Source organism: Hyphomicrobium sp., from assembly GCF_035687085.1.
Taxonomy (GTDB): Bacteria; Pseudomonadota; Alphaproteobacteria; order Rhizobiales; family Hyphomicrobiaceae; genus Hyphomicrobium_B.
This window is the reverse complement of the sequence record NZ_DASRYS010000013.1, coordinates 509,082-527,064: the sequence shown is the minus strand read 5'-3', so window position 1 is coordinate 527,064 and position 17,983 is coordinate 509,082. Positions and strand designations below refer to the sequence as shown.

The 17,983-nt window shown below is 59.5% G+C and carries 11 protein-coding genes; 3 read left to right on the top strand and 8 right to left on the bottom strand.

Going from position 1 to position 17,983, the window contains the following annotated elements:
* Positions 1 to 4 precede the first annotated feature (4 nt).
* Together VFG26_RS13200 and VFG26_RS13195 are read right to left on the bottom strand one after the other, a co-directional pair.
* A complete protein-coding gene (locus VFG26_RS13200; protein WP_325025999.1) occupies positions 5 to 2,908 on the bottom strand; it encodes a SagB family peptide dehydrogenase in 2,904 nt (967 codons plus the stop codon).
* A 140-nt stretch (positions 2,909 to 3,048) separates the two neighbouring features.
* Positions 3,049 to 4,965: an amidohydrolase family protein gene (locus tag VFG26_RS13195; protein ID WP_325025997.1), complete on the bottom strand. Its 1,917-nt coding sequence runs from the start codon at positions 4,963 to 4,965 to the stop codon at positions 3,049 to 3,051.
* Positions 4,966 to 5,401: 436 nt separating this feature from the next.
* On the opposite strand from VFG26_RS13195, the gene VFG26_RS13190 reads away from it, so the two are divergent.
* Together VFG26_RS13190 and VFG26_RS13185 are read left to right on the top strand one after the other, a co-directional pair.
* Positions 5,402 to 5,731: a hypothetical protein gene (locus VFG26_RS13190; RefSeq protein WP_325025995.1), complete on the top strand. Its 330-nt coding sequence runs from the start codon at positions 5,402 to 5,404 to the stop codon at positions 5,729 to 5,731.
* A gap of 885 nt (positions 5,732 to 6,616) precedes the next feature.
* Positions 6,617 to 8,146 carry a hypothetical protein gene (locus tag VFG26_RS13185; RefSeq protein ID WP_325025993.1) on the top strand — a complete coding sequence of 510 codons (1,530 nt, stop codon included), beginning with the start codon at positions 6,617 to 6,619 and terminating at the stop codon, positions 8,144 to 8,146.
* An 89-nt stretch (positions 8,147 to 8,235) separates the two neighbouring features.
* On the opposite strand, the gene VFG26_RS13180 is transcribed toward VFG26_RS13185, so the two are convergent.
* Positions 8,236 to 8,889: a TIGR02466 family protein gene (locus VFG26_RS13180; protein ID WP_325025991.1), complete on the bottom strand. Its 654-nt coding sequence runs from the start codon at positions 8,887 to 8,889 to the stop codon at positions 8,236 to 8,238.
* A 305-nt stretch (positions 8,890 to 9,194) separates the two neighbouring features.
* Between VFG26_RS13180 and VFG26_RS13175 the strand changes: the two genes are divergently transcribed.
* Positions 9,195 to 10,715, top strand: coding sequence for a hypothetical protein (locus VFG26_RS13175; protein ID WP_325025989.1), 1,521 nt, complete (start codon positions 9,195 to 9,197; stop codon positions 10,713 to 10,715).
* Between the two features lie 66 nt (positions 10,716 to 10,781).
* Here the strand turns inward: VFG26_RS13175 and VFG26_RS13170 are convergent, their stop codons facing one another.
* From VFG26_RS13170 to VFG26_RS13150, 5 genes are all read right to left on the bottom strand, one after another.
* The gene (locus tag VFG26_RS13170) at positions 10,782 to 11,255 is read right to left on the bottom strand and encodes a hypothetical protein (protein ID WP_325025987.1); all 474 of its coding nucleotides are present in this window, start codon (positions 11,253 to 11,255) and stop codon (positions 10,782 to 10,784) included.
* Between the two features lie 600 nt (positions 11,256 to 11,855).
* Positions 11,856 to 14,210, bottom strand: coding sequence for a DUF1989 domain-containing protein (locus VFG26_RS13165; RefSeq protein ID WP_325025985.1), 2,355 nt, complete (start codon positions 14,208 to 14,210; stop codon positions 11,856 to 11,858).
* Between the two features lie 82 nt (positions 14,211 to 14,292).
* Positions 14,293 to 15,657: an NAD(P)/FAD-dependent oxidoreductase gene (locus VFG26_RS13160; protein WP_325025984.1), complete on the bottom strand. Its 1,365-nt coding sequence runs from the start codon at positions 15,655 to 15,657 to the stop codon at positions 14,293 to 14,295.
* Positions 15,658 to 15,715: 58 nt separating this feature from the next.
* Positions 15,716 to 16,843 (bottom strand): aminomethyltransferase family protein, encoded by a 1,128-nt coding sequence (locus VFG26_RS13155; protein WP_325025982.1) that lies wholly within the window; start codon positions 16,841 to 16,843, stop codon positions 15,716 to 15,718.
* Positions 16,844 to 16,909: 66 nt separating this feature from the next.
* A complete protein-coding gene (locus tag VFG26_RS13150; RefSeq protein ID WP_325025980.1) occupies positions 16,910 to 17,950 on the bottom strand; it encodes a DUF3445 domain-containing protein in 1,041 nt (346 codons plus the stop codon).
* Positions 17,951 to 17,983: the final 33 nt, after the last annotated feature.

Sequence of the window (17,983 nt, the reverse complement as noted above, 5' to 3'; positions counted from 1 at the left end):
TCCGTTACTGAATCGCATGGCCGACAACGACCGAGAGCAGGAATTGCTCCTCGGCTTGGTCAAGTCCAAGCTCACGATTGAGAAGCTGGTCGAACACGCCGCCGAACGGCCGGGCCGCAAGGCCGAGGGCCGTTGCGGCTAGGACCAGTGTCTGCGAGATGTGTCCGGCTTCGGCTACCAACATCCGGTATCCCCCCTCGCCATACTTCTGCTCATGACGCCGGAAACGGCCGGCGAGGCAGATCATCGCCGCTGCACCCGATACCATCGTCCGCTCGGTCGGCAGGATGGCGGAAAGAATATGCTCGTCCTTGACGTACTCCCGCACCTGGCTGAGGCGGTTTTCAAGAGCTGAATAATGATAGACACCAGCGTGAAGGTCGCCGACGCGCAGGATAACGGGATAGATCTCGACGGCATACAATGCGCCGCTGGAAGGATAGGCGCGCAGCTTCACCTCCTTGTCGCCCTCAACGTCGGACCACGCCATCGTTCCGGTGACACCGCACGCGGTGTCCAGAAGGGCGGATAGCTCGACCTTCGATATTTCCGTGCCCGCATAGTCGCGCCGCGACCGGCGCTGGCGTGTAAGGTCACGGAAGGAACGCAGGCTTTCCGGGACAACATTAGCCAGCCGAACGTGTGGTGCGTCGCCAAAGCTGCGACTGCGATATGCACCGTCGGTGACGAGTCCCACGACAGCAGTGTCGTTGAGGCCGCCACCGCGGAGGGTGCCCTTCATGGTGGCGGAATGGATGAAGTTGGCAACAGCCCGTCCCGAGGTATCCAGCATTGAAGTCGCGGCGAGCAGGTGCAGGAAGTTCTCCGCAGCGGGCCGATCGCCGGGCACCAGGCGAGAGAGAATGTTGCGCACCGTGCGGGTGCCATTGAGCGCGGCAAGTACCGTCCAGGCGATTCTGAGCGGTCCTGAAACGGTGAGCACGCGGCGAGCGCGGCGCATCAGAACGCATTCGGGCAGGGATTCGCAGGAAGGTTCCCGGTCCGGCGCCTCGACGCAAAGATGCTTGTCGTCGCTCAGGTAGGTCCGCGTGCTGGGACGAAGCTGAAGTCTTGACTCCTCATCCAGCAAGCTCGTCGTGTCAGCAACTTCTGAAACCCGCGTCTCCTCGCCAAGATCGATCACGAGGTCGGATCCGAACACGCAATCCGTAATTTCGTCGACTCGAAGCGAGGCTACGAAGGCCGCGTCGGGCGTATTGGGCGACGCTTCAGGCCGTCCGGCAGAGGTGCCCTCCACGCCAGTGCTGCCGGTGATCTCCGCCAGCCGCCGATGCGCTTGCTGGGCGCCATCGGCATCTCCTTGCGTGTCGGAAAGAGCGACAGCCTCTACGTAGCAGGCCGCCGCATCGCCCCACAGCTTGGCCGCCTCGCAGGCTGCGCCAAGGATCATCAGCGCACCGATCTGCGCAGAGGTGTCCCGCATGGTACGGCAGCTCTGCAATGCGGCTCTGGCATGTCCAACGGCGTCATCGGCGCAACCCTCCTCGACCGCCAACTCGGAAAGGCAGGTCGCGGCAATGTGCTGAGCTCGCACATCGCCCATCTCTTGTGCCGCGGCCAGTGCCCTCGCGTAAGATGCGCGCGCATCGACAGGCTGCTTGGCCAAGCGGAGCGCACCGGCAAGATCGAGATGCGTGATTACCAGAAGCCGCTGTGCACCTGCGGACGGGGGAAGCCTGGCGATCAGGGCAATCGCCTCGCGGAGCGACCCAATGGCGAGATCAAATCGATTGCCCAGGGTGAAACATCGGGCGATCCGCTGCACCAGAGCAGCGCGTCCCAAGGTCGGCTCGGGTCCGACCTCTGTCAGCGTTGCATGAAGGCGGGGACCCGCCTGTGAGATTTGGCGGAAGTTGAGGGCCTGCGTCCGCAGCAGCGCCGATCGGCTTTCGTCCGCCTCAGCGAGCAGCAAATCGGAAAGGAGGCCGTAGGCTTCCCAGACGTCACCGGCAAAATTTTCCAGCGTGACGCCGCAAAGTGCTTGTTCGAGCAGCCGGCGAGACTCGAACCGCTTGCCCGGGACGTTCGAGAGGTGACGTGCAAGCCCACAGTTCGCTTGTCGGACGAGTAGCGCCGACCCCGCTTGGTGCGCGGCATCGACCGCTCTGCGGAACGACGCTTCGGCATCGTCTGAAGTAGCGGCAATAGCAGCAAGCTGGAGTGCGGCTTGTGCCGCGCCGGCGTAGTCCGCTTCTATGGTACGCAGTTCCTCGGCCGAGCGCAGGTGCGCCTCGGCCTCGCTCGTGAGCTCCTGGCCGAGGAGCGCGCGGGCGAGTTGGTAATGCGCGGCGCCTTGCGCGTTCCGGTCGCGATGCCGCTGGAAGATATCGAGCGCCGCGCGGAATGCTGTTGTCGCCGCCGCAAAATTGCTCTCGTCCAGCTCCAACATCCCGAGGTGGACGAGATCAATGCCCAACGCGCGTTCGTCTTTGACCTCTTTTGATAGGGCAATGGCGCTTGAGTAGGCTTCGCGTGCCCCAGCGAAGTGGGCGCCCGCCCGGTAGGCGTCTCCAACCCCAGACCAAGCCGCGCACTGCAGCCGCTTGGAGCCGTCACTCAGCGGAAGGCTTGCAGCAATCTTTACAGCATCGCGATAAGCCGAGCTGGCCGCCTGCCAATCTCCCTCCTGCAGCAGACAACGTCCGATCTGTTCGGTAACGGCAGCACGTTCGAAGCTTGCTCGCTTTCCGAGGCGTGGGAGGATCTTCTCGAGAACGGCGCGCGCGCGATCGAATTGGTGGCGCTCCAGAAGTATCTCGGCGTGCTTCACCTCCGTTAGGTACCAGCTGCGATCCGCCGACGGCTCAGGAGCAGTCTGGCCTCGGCCTGCTGCCGTAAGCCCCCGAGGGGGCCCGCCGAAAACATACTTACCGTAGTGTTTGGCCATGCAACGCTCGCTGGCTGCTTAGTCATGATGGTCGGAGATTGACCCTGCGGACGCAAAAGACGACCCGGGGATTTTCCCGGATCGTCGTCTGGATATCGTCGCGAGCAGTGTCTTACGCAGTGCGATCCTCCTGCGTGCTGCTATGGCCGGTAAGTATAATGCGGCGCGACCTCATTTTGGCCATTGTAGCAACAGGACGTGAGGAAGGCCGGCCGATACGGATTGTGCAGACTATTCTTCGTCCGCTGGAGAATGCCGACGTCGCTGCCCCATGCTGGCCCATTGATGCGCCGCAGCACGTTATCGCGAGACTGCACCGCTTTAGCGATGATCTTCTTGACGTCCCAGCCGACTAGGTCGCCGTTCCAGTAGACGAACTTGCCCGCAATCATCACGTGCTTCACATGGCGGGTGTCCATCATGGTGACGACGGTGCCATACGCGTTGTTCATAGGCTGGGTGTTGATGTTGTCGTAGTCGAGAATGACGATGTCCGCTTCTTTGCCTGGCGTAAGCGTGCCGACCTTGTTCAGAAGACCGCTGCCCGCAGCACCCGCAATCGTCATCATCTCCACAGCCTGACGGCACGTAATGAGTTGCGGTATCGGCAGGTTGCCAGGATCGCTCTTGGCGTTGGCGCCTGTACCGAACGCGAGATCGTTGGCCAATCCTCGCTGCAGGCAGAACGCACCGCGCATCATCGAGAAGGGGTCCGGCGTCATGTTCGTGTCGACATCTGGGCTGAGGCTCGGAAGGATGCCGTGGTTGAGCGCCAGTTGGAACGGTGGTTGCCCGTGCCGCATCTGCAGTTCGATATTGCCGGCTATGGAAACGTGGCCACCGTTGTCGGCCCAGATTTTCCAAGGAGACGAGGTTGCAGGCGAGGGATAGCCGAGGTGGCTGTGGCTGATTTGCGCGACGTTGTTGTCCTGCCAGCGTACGCAGTGCACCAGAGTAACGTCTTCGAATGGCGCAAGGCCTGCCGCAAGCGCTTGTGCAGGGACACCCGCGCCGCCCACGTTGTGAGCATTGATGAAAGCGCTAAACTCGCGTGCCAACCCCCAACCCGTTAAGCCCGCGTATTGTGCTGGTAGATTAGCGACCGGCGTCGGGCCGCCCGAGAAGCCCAACGAAACAAGTTGATCCTTCGAAGAGAAATATTTCTTGGCAATGCGCTCTAGACCGAGTTTTTTGCCGGGGTAGAGGACAGCGCCAGGGAATTCGTAAGGATCTGTCTTGACGTTATAGGGCCGCTTGGCAACGGCAGGCGAGTTGGTACCCTGGTTCGGCTCACGGTTAACACCGTTGCTGTAGTCGAACAGTGTTCGACGGCCGGCATCGATGCAGCCCTTGATCATCGCATCGGTGTGCTGAGGCGTGTGCGAGCACTGCGATGTATCAGTTCCACAGGTGATGCCCTGCGTGATCTGGCTGAGACACGCGATTAGTTCGGCATTATAGCAATCCTCTGGGTCGTACGGAGAGCGGCCCAAATCCCACTGCGGCGCCTGCGCCGTGCCGATGCGTCCCGACGTCCAGATGCTCTGCACGACTGTGCCATACGCCTCGTAAATAGCGTTTGTCGTGGCCGTTTGCTGCTGGTCGGGATCTCCGCCGAAGACGATGAGGCCGTCGGCGATGATGCTGCGTTGGATGGCTTCGTACTGATGATTATGCGTACTGATGAAGCCCGGCATGACAATCGAGCCCGTGCAATCGACGACACGAGCGCTGGCATTGATGTTCGGGCGGATGGCTACAATCTTGCGTCCCTCGATGAGCACGTCGGCCTTTTCGAAGTCGCCGACGGCCTTATCGAGAGTAAGGACGACGCCACCCTTGAGGAGAATACGGTCGTTCGCGCCGTTGCCACCGTGCTTCGGCGGATCCTTGTCCCGGCCTCGGTCGTCTGACTGCGCATCTGCTCGACTGACGTTGAAGCCGAGTCCCGCAGCAGTAAGACCACCCGCAGCCGCGCCGCCAAGAAAGCCGCGTCGGGAGAAGTCTAGCCCGTCTTCGCGCTTCCCGTTGCCCAGTTCCTTAGATTTTTTCGCCATTGCTTCGCTCCCACGGTTTTGATTGGCCTCTTGTCCAGGCAACAGTTCATCTTCCCGGGGAGCGTTCGCTCACCGGCTCGCATTGTCATGGTCGTTGCAAACCTGTCGTCACCCGAAAGGCGTCTTGGCTGTGCGCTCCCTGCTAGCGACGGGCGATCAGTTTTTTCTTTGCCCGGAGCGTCTGGATGGGCGCTCCGATTGTTCGCCCGGCTTGATATTACCTTCTGGCAAACTTTTTTTTGGCGCTAGGCAATCTGCGTACGGACTGTGGCAATCGAGAACTAGCTATGAAATTGGATCTGAGCAGCGCATGTGCGCACGCTTGTGCTGCACCGCGCATCGGCACTGACGCGGCCGGGTCAGACTTTGACGTTCGCGCAATTAGGGTATGATGATCGCAGACTTACTGTCCGGTGCGCTCAAGGAGACGCAAGTGATGAGCCGATCGGTTATGGTGGCGTTAGCCGCGGGGTGCATTCTGGCTGGGCTCGCTTCGTCTCAAGGAGCAGTGGCGCTGCCCGTGGCAAAGGCCTTTGCTTCTGGCTCCCGTAGCCTCTTCATTGACGTGCGCTATGGTGCCCGTCGTAGAGAGATCATCGGGGATCGATTTTACCGCGGGTTCTATGGCCTGCCCTTCGTAGGCTACCGCGCCTACTACGGCGCAGGATACTCCGAAGGATGCGGCTGGATCCGTAAGCGTGCTCAGGCGACGGGCGGCCGCTATTGGTGGGCCCGCTACCAAGACTGCATCGACAAGAACTATTGATTGGACAGCAGAGCCGGGCCGAACTCTGGCGCGCTGCCAAGACCGTTCGTAGGAACCCTTCTTCCCCCCGTCTTCCTAGACGAGCACCCTTGCGGTGCTCTTTGATTTGCGTGCCGATCAGGACGTAGCCTCGGAAAAACCGTTGTTTCCGCCTGGAGATAACTCGCTAAGCAGGAAGCGTACAGCGAGCGCACGAAGTGCGGCGAAGCATGAGATGTTTTCAGTCGAAAAGCGCAAGGATCGACCGAAAATACCTTTGGTGCGTCTGAGAACGATCTCGGCCGCGGAAAAACCTCGGCATCACGGTGCGCTATGTCCACAAGCTGTTCGCTGCCAAGCATATGACCTTCGGCTCGTCCGTCACGTCAAAGAGGCTCGATCTCGTCCGCAAGAATTTTGTCTCGCCTGGCTGCGGCTACAAAGCGATCTAGATTTTGCTTATCGCTGGGAGTTCAACGCACTCTCGACGTTCAATCGATCGTTCAAACAGCGGTACGGCATGCCACCCCGCCAGTACCGCACGCGCGCCAACTACTAATACGGCATGGCGTAGTATGGCGCCCGCGAGCGGCGTCACGGGATGTTCGGCTCGTGGACAGCTCACCGCTTGATTGCGTACGGCATCGACGGTGCGCTTCTCAATGTCACCGTCGGGAAACGCTGGGGCGGGTTCGTCCTCTGCCGGTTATCGTTCCCTTGCTGCACAGACGAGCACAGCAAAATCTGGCTTGGTGTCTTGCCGCTGAAGCTCCGCCGCATCTCATTGGTGCGGTCCGTTGCTTGTCGGCGGGAGATTGACGAGGTGAGGGAAGCTCAAGTCCGCGGGGGCTAGAGCATCTTCAACTGCGCTCCCGGAATGAAAAAAAGAAGAATCAGGAAACGCGCATGACCACCATCCAGTTGAATTGGCGAAAGGGGACGCAGTGCTGCCTGGCAGCAGTGCTCGCTTGCACGTCTGCATCCACAGGCGTGCTCGCCCACGGCCCGGGCCCCAAACCGGGCGCACCACCGAAAAATGAGAGCATCTACCCATCGCCTTCGCACCGCTACTTGAAAGAGAGCATTAGCGTCTGCGATCAGGGGAGCTTCTTCGTTGGCGGCAAGCTCAAGAAGACCTACTACCAGAGATCCTCGACGCGGAGCGCGACGCCTTCAGCCGTGATGATCGGGCAAATGTACGTCCAGTTCCAGATCCCGATGAAGTTCGACGACTACCCGGTGATCTTCGTGAGCGGCGGTGCGCATACTGGAGCGAGCCTTGAGTCCACGCCGAGCGGTCGCGAGGGATGGGCACACTATACATTCCGCAAGAACATCCCGACCTTCGTCGTTGACCAATCGGGGCGCGGCAGGTCTGGATTCGACGTCAGCGCTATTCACGAGGGTGTCGCGAAGCTAACCGACGCCGATCCGTCCAACGACGCCGAAGGCCGGTCGCTTATTCCAAACTTTCTCTGGCTGGGAACCGCCGACTGGTGGCAGGGCACGTTCGGACATCTCGTCAATCCGGCGACAGGCCTGCCGACCGGGCCTGGGCCGGCCAACATCCTCGTCGACCAGCTGGTCCCGCATGGCTGGAGTGCGAAAGATCCGGATACCTCACATGGACCCGGCGTGACACCGCAGTTCGACTTCCACTCCACGAGCCCAGAGCTCGTTCCTGAAGGTCTAATTCCTAAGGGCGAACAGGTTGCCGGCAACATTGCCGGTCCGCAGGAATACTACCTTCTCAACTATTGGCGACAGCTCGTTCCGAACACGGAGCAGACGTTGCCGGGGGGCACGTGCGCGACTTGCGTTCCCACGACGATCAGCGCAGGCGGATTCGCTGGCGGACATACTTGGACGCCCGTGAACGTCGCGGAACTGGTCGAACAGCTTGGAAAGATCTACGGCGGTGCCGTCATAGCGACCCACTCGCAGGGCGGCCCCATCGGGCACCATGCCGTCCGCATCCTGAAGCAGCATGGCGCTCTCAAGTATCTCAAGGGCCTGGTTACGGTAGAGGGCACCGGGGTGACCTTGGCCAACGCGGGTTTGGCAGTGGAGGACTTCGACGACATTCCGTATCTTGTCGTGAAGGGCGATTATACGGCGACGAGCACGCAATCTCAGGGCATCGTCGACGCCATCATCTCTCGTCGCAAAGCCGGCCAAGGCAAGGCAGCCGTGGAGTACATCAAGCTCGACGAAGCGCCGAGTATTGCCAATGCCTGGCCTGCTGCGTTCAAGCGGCCCGTCATGCTTGGCATCACGCACATGATGATGGACGGCAGCGACGAAGGCGGTGGCTATGATGCCAATGACATCATGCAGGTCATTCTGAACTGGAGCGGCAAGCACATCTCAAAGATGAAGAAGAAGCAGATGTGCGATCGAGGCCCGCACGATGATCACGATGGGCACGATCACTGATAAGCCCTTTCGGGAACACTTCATCGATCAATGTTGGAAGCGGTCACTTTCGGGTGGCCGCTTCTTTTATACGCCTGATGCGTTCTGTCTTACTCGCTAGGCACGACCTGCGTAAGCGCATTGAACGGAACGCAGACGCGCGGTCGCTCCCCCTGATAGACGCGAACGTTGTGCACGAGCGAGCTGGGAAACAGCACGATGAGACCGGCCTTAGGTCGTACACAAAGTGTGGAAGGCAGCAGACCAGGGAAAAAATTCATCACCATTGACTGGACGGGGTGCTCGAACTCGAGCGCGCCACCGAACCCGCTCGATGGCTCATCCCCTGGATCGACGTAATAGACCCCCGACCACGTGGACAGCGGGTGCACGTGCGAGGCGTTGTAGTCTCCTTTGCGGCTGACGGCGGCCCAGGCAACGAGTTCGAAACCGATCTGCAGCCCAGGCGTTACGAGCGGCAGCTGCCTCGTTGCGGCCTCGACTGCGCTGCTCATGTAGCGCCCGAGTGTCGCCACGGCATCGCCGCCCCAGCTGAGAAAATCGACGTCCGACTGCCAGCCCCCGATGTTGCTCTTCTGCGCCGACTTTGTAGTGCGCTCGCGCTTGAGGATGAGATCCCGGAGCTGCGCATTGAGCACCGCGACATCGTTGAAGATGTAGCTGAACAGCGGCGTCGAGAACAGGTTCTCGATCCGGCCATTGCGGGCCAAATCTGCAGCTGGGTTTAAGATGTTGTTGGACATCGAATGCTCTCTCGCGATGCTCCGGCCTCTGTCAAAGAGGTGCACAACGACATCGCGTATGCAATGAGAAATTCGGCCGTGCTGCAAACGCCGAGCACCTCGCTTTGCATTTTGGGGAGCATACAAAAAAATTCCGCGCACTGCGTTCGCTCTCGCGTTAGCGCGTTCACACTCAGCGTAGCGGTCATCTCAAAGACAGCCGAATGTCGCGCGCCAAGACAGTTGTAGCGCGTGGATGTTAGTCCGCACGCGGTCTTGGATCACGTCAAGGCCACGATGTTTTGTCGTTGTCTAGGGAGAACGCGATGACACAAGAAAAAGCATTCAAATTTTTGCTGATGACGTCCGTAGCTTCGGTCGGCGTTTTTGCCGCCACGCAAGCGTCGGCGTGGAAGTCGCCCACAAAGAACAAATATATGACGGCCCCACTGGAGATCTGTGACAAGGGCACGTTCTACGTCGGCGGCAATCCAAAGATCACGCCGTTCGCGAGCGGGCCGACACCGCAAGGACAGCGCGAGATCATCATCAACCAGATGTACGTTCAGTTCCAGACTCCTATGAAGTCGAAGAGCTGGCCCCTCATCATGGTGCATGGCTCGGGCTATTCCGGCTCTGCCGTCGAGGGAACGGCAGCCGGCAACGAAGGCTGGAACGACTACCTCGTTCGCAACAACGTCCCGAGCTACACCATCGATCAGCCGGGCCGCGGCCGCTCGGGCTTCGATCACACGCCAATTCACGAAGCGGTCTATAGGCTGCAGCAGAACGATATCCCTGGGGCGCTGGCGCTGCTCCCCGGTGGAGGCACGCAACCGGCATTCGGCTTCAGCCACGAGGGCACCGCTGGCTTTGCAACCTGGTTCGGCCATTTCTTGCCGCCTGCACCGTCTGGCGATCGCTTCGATGAAAGCGTCACCGCCAGCAAGATGATCCGTCACGGCGACGTGGGCGATCCGACCTGCGTGACCGAACCGGCCCACTGCAAATACAAGGGCCGTCTCCCGATGGAAGGCGATTCGCCCTGGGCGATCGACTTGGCCATCAAGTCACGCACCGGTTCAGGCGCGCCTGCGGGCATTGGAACCATAACGCCTGACAACGCGCAGGTGGCGCAGAACCGTTCACTTCTAGCTTTGGAAGCTTACAAGTTCGACCTGCCGAACTCAGAGAACTTCCTCGCCGGTTCGACTTGCCTGAGTTGCACGCCGACTGCCATCAATCCCACCAACACGTGGACACCGATCGCGCTCGCGGAGCTGGTCGAGGGCTTGGGCGGGGCCATCGTCGCGACCCACTCGCAGGCGGGAAGCATCGGCCACCACATGGCGCGCATCCTCAAGAGCCATGGCAAGCTGAACCTACTCAAAGGGCTGATCACTATTGAGGGATCGTGCTCATTGCCGGGTGCTGGGCTTGCTGCCGATGGTTCCGACTTCAAGAACGTTCCGTACATGGCCTTCGTCAGTGACTACACGGCGACTAGCACCGTGTGTCAGCAGTCGGTGGCTGCCATTAAGGCCAGCGGCGGCAAGGCTGACTACATTGAGCTGGATGAGCCCGGCTGGTGGCAGGGCAGCTACAAGGGACCGTTCGGCATAGACTACGTCGGGCCGTTCCGCGGCATCTCGCATATGATGATGATCGAGGACAACCCGGCGCCCGGCAAGAACGGGAAGCCGGGCAAGGCAACGAACCTTCAGGTCATGGACGTAATGCTGGAATGGGCGAACAAGAGCATCAAGCCGCCTAAGACGCAGTCTTGCGAGTACAAGAAGGACCGTGATGACGATCACGGGCATGATGATGACCCCCATCATCATTGATGCGGTGAGGTAACACGAAAGCGACCGCCCACGGGCGGTCGCATTTTTTTTCGCCGTGATCGCGGACTACGGAGCAGGCGCGCCAGTGTGCTGCATCCAGTATTTTGCACGCTCGCCCGGTGCGTTCATAACGTCCTTGCACAGCTTGCTGTACTGGTCTTGTAGCACCGAAATTTCCAACATCGAAACGTTGGACAGGTTCTCCTCGATCTTCTTTGGAATGTTGGCCATTACGACCTTGTGGGTCATCTCTTTGGCCAGGACGGCATATTGCGCCTTCACCACTCCTGGACTGAGGCTGTCGGCCCGCGCCACCGCCAATTTGTAGGCGTCGACATATTTCAGAGACGTGGCGCGTTCGTTGGCGCTTCGCAAGACAGCGGCCACGATGTCGAAATAAACAGCGCATTCGACCATTTCTTTGGCCATATCCTCCACCGCGGCCTGCACGGCTTCGTTACGTTCTTCCTGCGCGAGAGCGCTGCTCGCGCACAGGCTGATCAGCCCAATGACCGCACAGAACTTCTTCAAGTTTGTCATTGCTCCGCCCCTACGCACTGAGATCGCGCCATTAAGCAACAGCAGTTGGTCGCAAGTAGGGCTCTCCGACTTGGTCCGCATGGTCCATCACCACAAAACAGGGCGAGTTGGTTTCGCTCGCCTGAAAGATGAAGACGCCGGTTCTTTTCAGAGCTCGCTGCACATCTCTGGACGGCTCGCACCGCTTACGATTGTGCTTTGAAAATCGAAGCGGAAAAAATCCGAAGCGGCTCGGCTATTCACGCTCGGCTATGCACGCGAACGGGTGAGGGAAGCAGCGCAGAAAGCAAAGCTGCCGGATGACGTGACGCTCAGACCTCGTAAAGCGGGACTGACGGAGCGGGGTAGTGGCGCTGAGCGGACATTAGACCGCCTCTACCTAAAGCGCGCGGAAGAGCAGCGTGTAACAGCCGTACGTCGCTGTTGCCCAGGATCGAAAGCAGCTGGATGGAGATGGGACAGCGAGGAAAGTCAGGCAGAGCCACATGCCAAGCGCAAGCGTAGATCGCGCGAACACGGCGAGCAAGTAGGTGACCGGCGACACGCTCGTGGGAGACATGCCCTTCTGCAGCGCGTGATAGGGATTGCTGATACGGCTCCTTACATTCTGACGCGCTTCTTCTCCGGATCGTAGAATGGGAACGGTACGACGGTCGCCTTGAAGCGCTTCTGAAGTCCGTCGAGGCGTCCGATTTCAAGCGCCGTGCCCATTTCCGCATGTGTGACGTCCACCCGCGCAAAGGCCAGCGTCTTCTTGAGAAGCGGCGAGCGCATCGCGCTTGTCACCGCGCCGACGTTTGCCCGGCCGACGAAGACAGGATCTCCGTGCGAGGGTTTCTCGTTGCCCTGGATCTCGAGGCCGACCAGCTTCCGGAGCGGGTTGGCGCGCCGGTTCTCGATCGCCGCCTTGCCGATGTAGTCTTCCTCTTTCTTTGTCGGAACGGTGAAGCCAATGCCGGCTTCGAGCGGATCGGTCGTTGAATCGAAATCGTGGCCGCCGAAGACGAGGCCGGCTTCAATGCGCACCATGTCGAGCGCATCGAATCCGAACGGCTGAATGCCCAACGGTGCGCCGGCTTCCATAATCTTATCCCAAACCGCAGGAGCATCTTTGGGGTGGCAGAACACTTCGTATCCGAGTTCACCCGTGTAGCCCGTTCGCGAGACAAGCACCGGAATGCCGTTCACGCCGCCGATGCGTCCGACTGTGAAGCGGAAGAGGCCGAGCTCCTGAAGCGACGGCCTGCCGGGTGGCGTCTCGATGAGCGACTGCAGAATTTCGCGAGACTTCGGGCCCTGAACGGCGACGTTGTTGATTTCGGACGTCGCGGTTTTGAGATTCACTTTGTATTTGGTTTTTGCGAGCTGTTCCTTCAGCCAGATGAGGCTTGCGTCGTCGCCGCCGATCCAGCGGAAATTGTTCTCCGCCAAGCGGAAGAGCGTTCCATCGTCCACCATTCCTCCGTGCTCGTAGCACATGGGCGTATAATAGATTTGCCCTACGGACAGTTTGCGGACGTCGCGCGTGATGATGCCCTGCAGGAACTGCTCGGAATCGGGTCCGAGAACTTCCATTTTGAGTAGAGGCGATAAGTCCATGATGACCGCGCCTTCGCGGCAAGCCCAATATTCTTTGATTGCGCCTCCATTCGCGTAGCAATGAGGCACCCAGAACCCGCGGTATTCGCCGAAGTTGCGCGTGAGAGCCGACGTGCGCGGGTGGAATCCCGATTCTCTCGTCAGCTGAAGAGGTGCATCCGGTGTCATTCTGAATCCAATCGAGCGCTTGAAGGGTGTGTCTTTCGGATAGACCCGAACGTGTATCTCAGTCAGGTGCCATCCATTGGAGGCATCAATGTCGGCAGGGCATGAGGATGTGCCGCAGACGAGATCGGTCAGCGCACGCATCATCACGTAGTCGCCGGGGCGAGACCACGGCTCGTCGGACCATATGTTGTTATGGCAGTCGACATTGGTGTTGAAAAAGAAGTTGATAGCCGGCCAGCCCTTGTAGCTGCCGATCGGGTAGTTCTTGAGCGCGTCGTTGAAATTGTCGGTGCAGTTCGGGTGCCCGAAATAGCCCATATCCTCATAGTAGCGCGTCGTGCATGCGAGGTTGAACGTGTCGTGACGCCCGACCGTATCCTGCACGATTTCGACGAGCGGATTGCGATCCCGGTCGAAGAACTTCGAATAGAGGCCGGGCTTGGGATATGCGGCGCCGATCATCGATCTCGTCGTCGTCGAGTCGAGCCCCAATACTTCGCCGCGGTCGAGTGCGCGACGATTGAATGCCAGGAAATCCGAGCACTGGCGGCCCTGTACGTCGATGATCTGAATGTATTCGCCTTCGTGAACCTCAAAGCTTTCGGCGCTCGCGATGGTAATGCGAATATCCAGGCGCGGTTCGGCGATGGGGTCGGGAAGCTTGGCTTCATTGAGAAGGCGAGGATTGGCGCGCTGGATGAAGACCAGGATATCGGTTGCGGGCGTTTGCTCCCAGACGACCATCGGTTCCGCTGGTGCACCGAAGACGGCGAGGACCGGGCGTTCCACCTGCAGCGCGACGACGTCCCCGGGAACGCTGTCCGGACCGAGCACGCTCGCAGCCTTGACGCGTCCAATGTCGAGTCCGCGCCGGAACAATCCAAAGCGAACGCGTTGTATGTCTTCGCTATCGGCTTCGAGTGCGCGCTGAATGCCTGCCGGCGTGGCGCGTCCTTTGAGACCGAGCGCACCAAGATCGCTCTTGCCACCGGGAGCGAAGGCCGCAATCTCCACGCGTTGGCCGCCTTCGAGTGGACTGATCTCGATGCGGTCTCCTTTGTCGAGTTCGAAAGCAGCGGTTCCGCCGCCTTTCAAAACGTACCGTTCGACGCCCAGCTCCAGTGACGACTGCCCTGGAACGAACAGTTTTGGCCGGGCAGGGGACGTCAGAATTGCGTCGCTGCTCATCTTTGCCCTCATATGGAAATGGGGAGATGGACCAGCGGCGCGCGGCCGGTCCATTGTTTTGGTTTCTAATCGTATCGCCAGGCTACTCGGCAGCGACCATTTTGGTTGGCTGGTTGAGAAACGCTTCCATCGAGTCGTCCGTGGCTTTCATCCATGGCGTGTGATGGATTGGCGCCTGCGTGCCGGTCAGCACCGATTTGTGCGAACGGTCGCGATAGGTCAGGATGTCTTCCATTTTGTGATGTTCCCACTCCTTGAACATCTTCGCGACTGTATCGACGTCGAGGCGCGGGTAGTCAGTCGGCGTGATGAGATCGCGGACATACTCTGTCTGAAAGTCGATCGCGGCGGTCGCATCGGGCAGGGCTTCTTCCTGCTCCGTCCACTTCTGGATATCGGCGAACATATCCGACTTCGACGGCAACTTGATGCGTCCGAGAACGACGTCTCGCGCGTACCACGCCTGAGCATCGAACATATTGAACGTGTAGAACTGATCCTGCATGCCGATGTACATCAGCTTCGGATTGTCGATCCAGAAGATACCTTTGTAGAGGTTCGGCGGATAAAGCCGGTTGCGCGACTTGAGACGCAGCGAATCTTCCATGAACGGATGGTGGTGCAGATAACCCGTGCACAGGATGATCGCATCGACGTCCTTCTTCGTGCCATCCTTGAAATAGGCCGTCTTGCCTTCAACGCGCTCGAGCAAGGGGACTTCGTCCATGCGGGCCGGCCACTTGAAGCCCATCGGCTTCGTGCGCCATGAGAACGTGACGGACTTGGCGCCATACTTATAGCACTGAATGCCGATGTCTTCCGACGAGTAGCTCGCGCCGACGCACAGCACGTCCTTGCCCGCAAACTCGTCCGCCGAGCGGAAGTCGTGTGAGTGCAGCGTGCGGCCGAGGAATGTCGTCAAACCGGGAAATTCCGGAATATTAGGCGTCGAGAAGTGGCCGCTGCCGCAGAAGACGTAGTCGAATTCCGATGATGTCAGCGTGTCGGCGACGAGATCCTTCACCGTAACGGTGAACTTTTGCGTGTCCTCGTTGAAGGTGACGTTGCGAACTGCGGTGCTGAGCTTGATGTAGTGCATGATGCCGCTGCGTTCGATGCGGCCCTTGATGTAGTCGTGCAGCACGGCCCGCGGCGGAAACGACGGTATTGGCCGTCCGAAATGCTCTTCGAACGAGTAGTCGGCGAACTCTAAGCATTCCTTCGGCCCGTTCGACCAAAGATAGCGATACATGCTCGCGTGAACTGGCTCGCCGAATTCATCCGTGCCCGTGCGCCACGTGTAGTTCCAGATGCCGCCGCAATCTTTTTGCCGCTCGTAACAGACCATTTCGGGGATATCTGCCCCCTTTCGACGCGCGCTTTCGAATGCGCGCAAAACCGCCATGCCGCTGGGGCCGGCGCCAATAATCGCTATTCGCTCTGCCATGTTGTTCCCTTCCGAAAAATCTATTCGCTAGGATTTCCTGTCCGTGCCGGGGCTTGAGTTAGGCTTCGTCGCGCGGGTGCGTGCGGAGGCGGAGAGGGTCGTAGAAGGGCATCCGCACCACAGTCGCGGGCCAGTCACCGCCGTCCTGAACGACCAGCTCCGTGCCGAGCTTGGTATAAGCGGGCTCGATATGTGCCATCGCCAGCGATTTCATCAGATGCCTGCTGTAGGTCGTGCTGGTGACGACACCGACCTGCTTGCCATTCGCAAGAATCTTCGAGCCGGGAGCGACTGCTGACGTATGATCGACCTCCAGGCCCGTAACAAAGGTTCGTTCCTTGCCCTTCTTCTCAATGAGCGCTTTCTTGCCGATGAAGTCCGGCTTCGAGAGATCGACGCTCCAGTCGGCCTTCACTTCCCATGGGGTCGTATCTTCGTTCGTCATCTCGCACGGGAAGAACAGCAAGCCGCCTTCGACGCGCACGATATCGAGACATGCCCACGATACTGGGATAAGGCCTTTGTCCTTGCCTGCCGCCAGAATAGAATCCCAGATCTTGTGAGCATCCTTGGCTGCGCAGAAAACTTCATATCCAAGCTCGGCCGAATAGCCGCCGCGCGCGAGGCGAACAGGAGTTCCGAAGAGGGTGGACGTTCCGTGTTTGAAATAGCCAAGCCCAGCTAGATCCATCGGCGTATGCGGCGCGAGAATTTCCAGTGAGAGAGGGCCTTGCAAGGCGAGAACGTGCACGTCGTCATCCCGCTCAACCTTCACGTCGTACTTCGGTGCGTGCGCGCGGATGACCTCTTCGGTTTTGCCTGCTCCGTGGGAAAGGCGGTACTCGGTTGGACTGTCCACGTAGACGAGAACGTCGTCGATCAGTCCGCCGTTCTCGTTGACGATATTGGAAATATGCGAGTTACCCGGCTTTGCTTTGGTGATGTCGGACGTCAGCACGTAATTGAGCAGGTTCGGTGCGTCCGGCCCCGACACGTTCAGGATTTGCAAAGAAGAAACATCGAAAAGGCCTGCGCGGCAGCGCACGGCTTCGACTTCTGCGTAGGGATCGGTCGCATACGTTTGCGGAAGTGGCATGTTGTTCCACGACACTGCCTCTAGATCGCCGCCATTCGCCCGGTGGCGATCGTTGAGAATGGATTGACGTGGCAAATCGGCTAGGGACATGAGACGTACCTCTTGCTTTTGATTTTGCGGGCTTCTGTTTTGGAAAACGGTCGTTGGAAAGATCGCTTAGTCCGGGCCTCCGCCAGGCGAGGTGGGGGCGCCATCGTCGTATTTGGAAAGGTATGCGATTGCCGTTTCGCGATACCGGGTGAGGCCTTTGTAATCGACGAGCTCCTGGGGCAATGAGCGTAGGACGCGCGGCAGGCGACGGCCCCATTTCGGCACCGTTACGATCTGCTCGAGGCTCATCAGGTAGCCACGGATGGAGAACAGGATTGCATTCGAGCGCGGCAGCCTGAAGAGACCCTGCATTTCGACGCGAAGGTGCACCTTCTTGCCGGCATTCTCCGGCGTCACCGTCGTTCGGTCGGTGCCCCACTTATGGTAGTTTTCGGGGCTCGTATCGAGACGCGGATTGATCGTCATCGTCCAGTTCAAGCGGCGGACCGGCTTGCCGATCTGGAGATTGAGCAGGAACTTGAGCGCGCGTTCGAACACGCCAGCCTCGTGCGCCAGCGGCACTGGCCCGTGCCATTCGAAAAAGTTCATGCCGACGTCGAAATCTAGCGACCAGTCGGCCTGCGACGTGATGATGCCCGCATCCATCCAAAGCTGGTTGTCGCGCTGGTCTTGAATCGAAAAGTCGCCCTGCACCTGACGGCCGATGTATTCCATCGGCTCGAAGGGAAGCGTGCCCGCATCAAGGAACGTGAACTTCTGGTCGATGCCGAGCGGCCGATTGATCCAATGCCACTGAGAGCCGTCGCGATTGAGCGTGAAATGCTCGGGATAGTCGCGAGCGAGTGACGTCATGATGAGTTCGAGCATGTCCCACTGAGCCGTCATCATGTGCGGCAGCGCCTGGCATCGGAGGGGGTCGGCCTCGAGAACAAGCGCCCGGTCGCGCATCTCGGAAACATAATGTTCGTCGATGTCAAACGGGAATTCGAATGGCGATCCTTTGGGGCCAGGCGTGTGCGGCTCAATGTTGACCGAGTAGCGGTATTGATCTTCGATGAACGGAAACGGAAAGCGCCGGATGTTTTCAGGGCTGTTCGCGTACGTGAAATCGTCTCGAAAGGTCTCGTCTCTAAAAGTCAGTCCCATTCCAAGGTCTCCACGGAAGTCTTTTCTGAAGTT

Bases quoted from the DNA above. Each gene is read 5' to 3' on its own strand.
- VFG26_RS13200 (WP_325025999.1), bottom strand. From the start codon at position 2,908: ATGGCCAAACACTACGGTAAGTATGTTTTCGGCGGGCCCCCTCGGGGG.
- VFG26_RS13195 (WP_325025997.1), bottom strand. From the start codon at position 4,965: ATGGCGAAAAAATCTAAGGAACTGGGCAACGGGAAGCGCGAAGACGGG.
- VFG26_RS13190 (WP_325025995.1), top strand. From the start codon at position 5,402: ATGAGCCGATCGGTTATGGTGGCGTTAGCCGCGGGGTGCATTCTGGCT.
- VFG26_RS13185 (WP_325025993.1), top strand. From the start codon at position 6,617: ATGACCACCATCCAGTTGAATTGGCGAAAGGGGACGCAGTGCTGCCTG.
- VFG26_RS13180 (WP_325025991.1), bottom strand. From the start codon at position 8,889: ATGTCCAACAACATCTTAAACCCAGCTGCAGATTTGGCCCGCAATGGC.
- VFG26_RS13175 (WP_325025989.1), top strand. From the start codon at position 9,195: ATGACACAAGAAAAAGCATTCAAATTTTTGCTGATGACGTCCGTAGCT.
- VFG26_RS13170 (WP_325025987.1), bottom strand. From the start codon at position 11,255: ATGACAAACTTGAAGAAGTTCTGTGCGGTCATTGGGCTGATCAGCCTG.
- VFG26_RS13165 (WP_325025985.1), bottom strand. From the start codon at position 14,210: ATGAGCAGCGACGCAATTCTGACGTCCCCTGCCCGGCCAAAACTGTTC.
- VFG26_RS13160 (WP_325025984.1), bottom strand. From the start codon at position 15,657: ATGGCAGAGCGAATAGCGATTATTGGCGCCGGCCCCAGCGGCATGGCG.
- VFG26_RS13155 (WP_325025982.1), bottom strand. From the start codon at position 16,843: ATGTCCCTAGCCGATTTGCCACGTCAATCCATTCTCAACGATCGCCAC.
- VFG26_RS13150 (WP_325025980.1), bottom strand. From the start codon at position 17,950: ATGGGACTGACTTTTAGAGACGAGACCTTTCGAGACGATTTCACGTAC.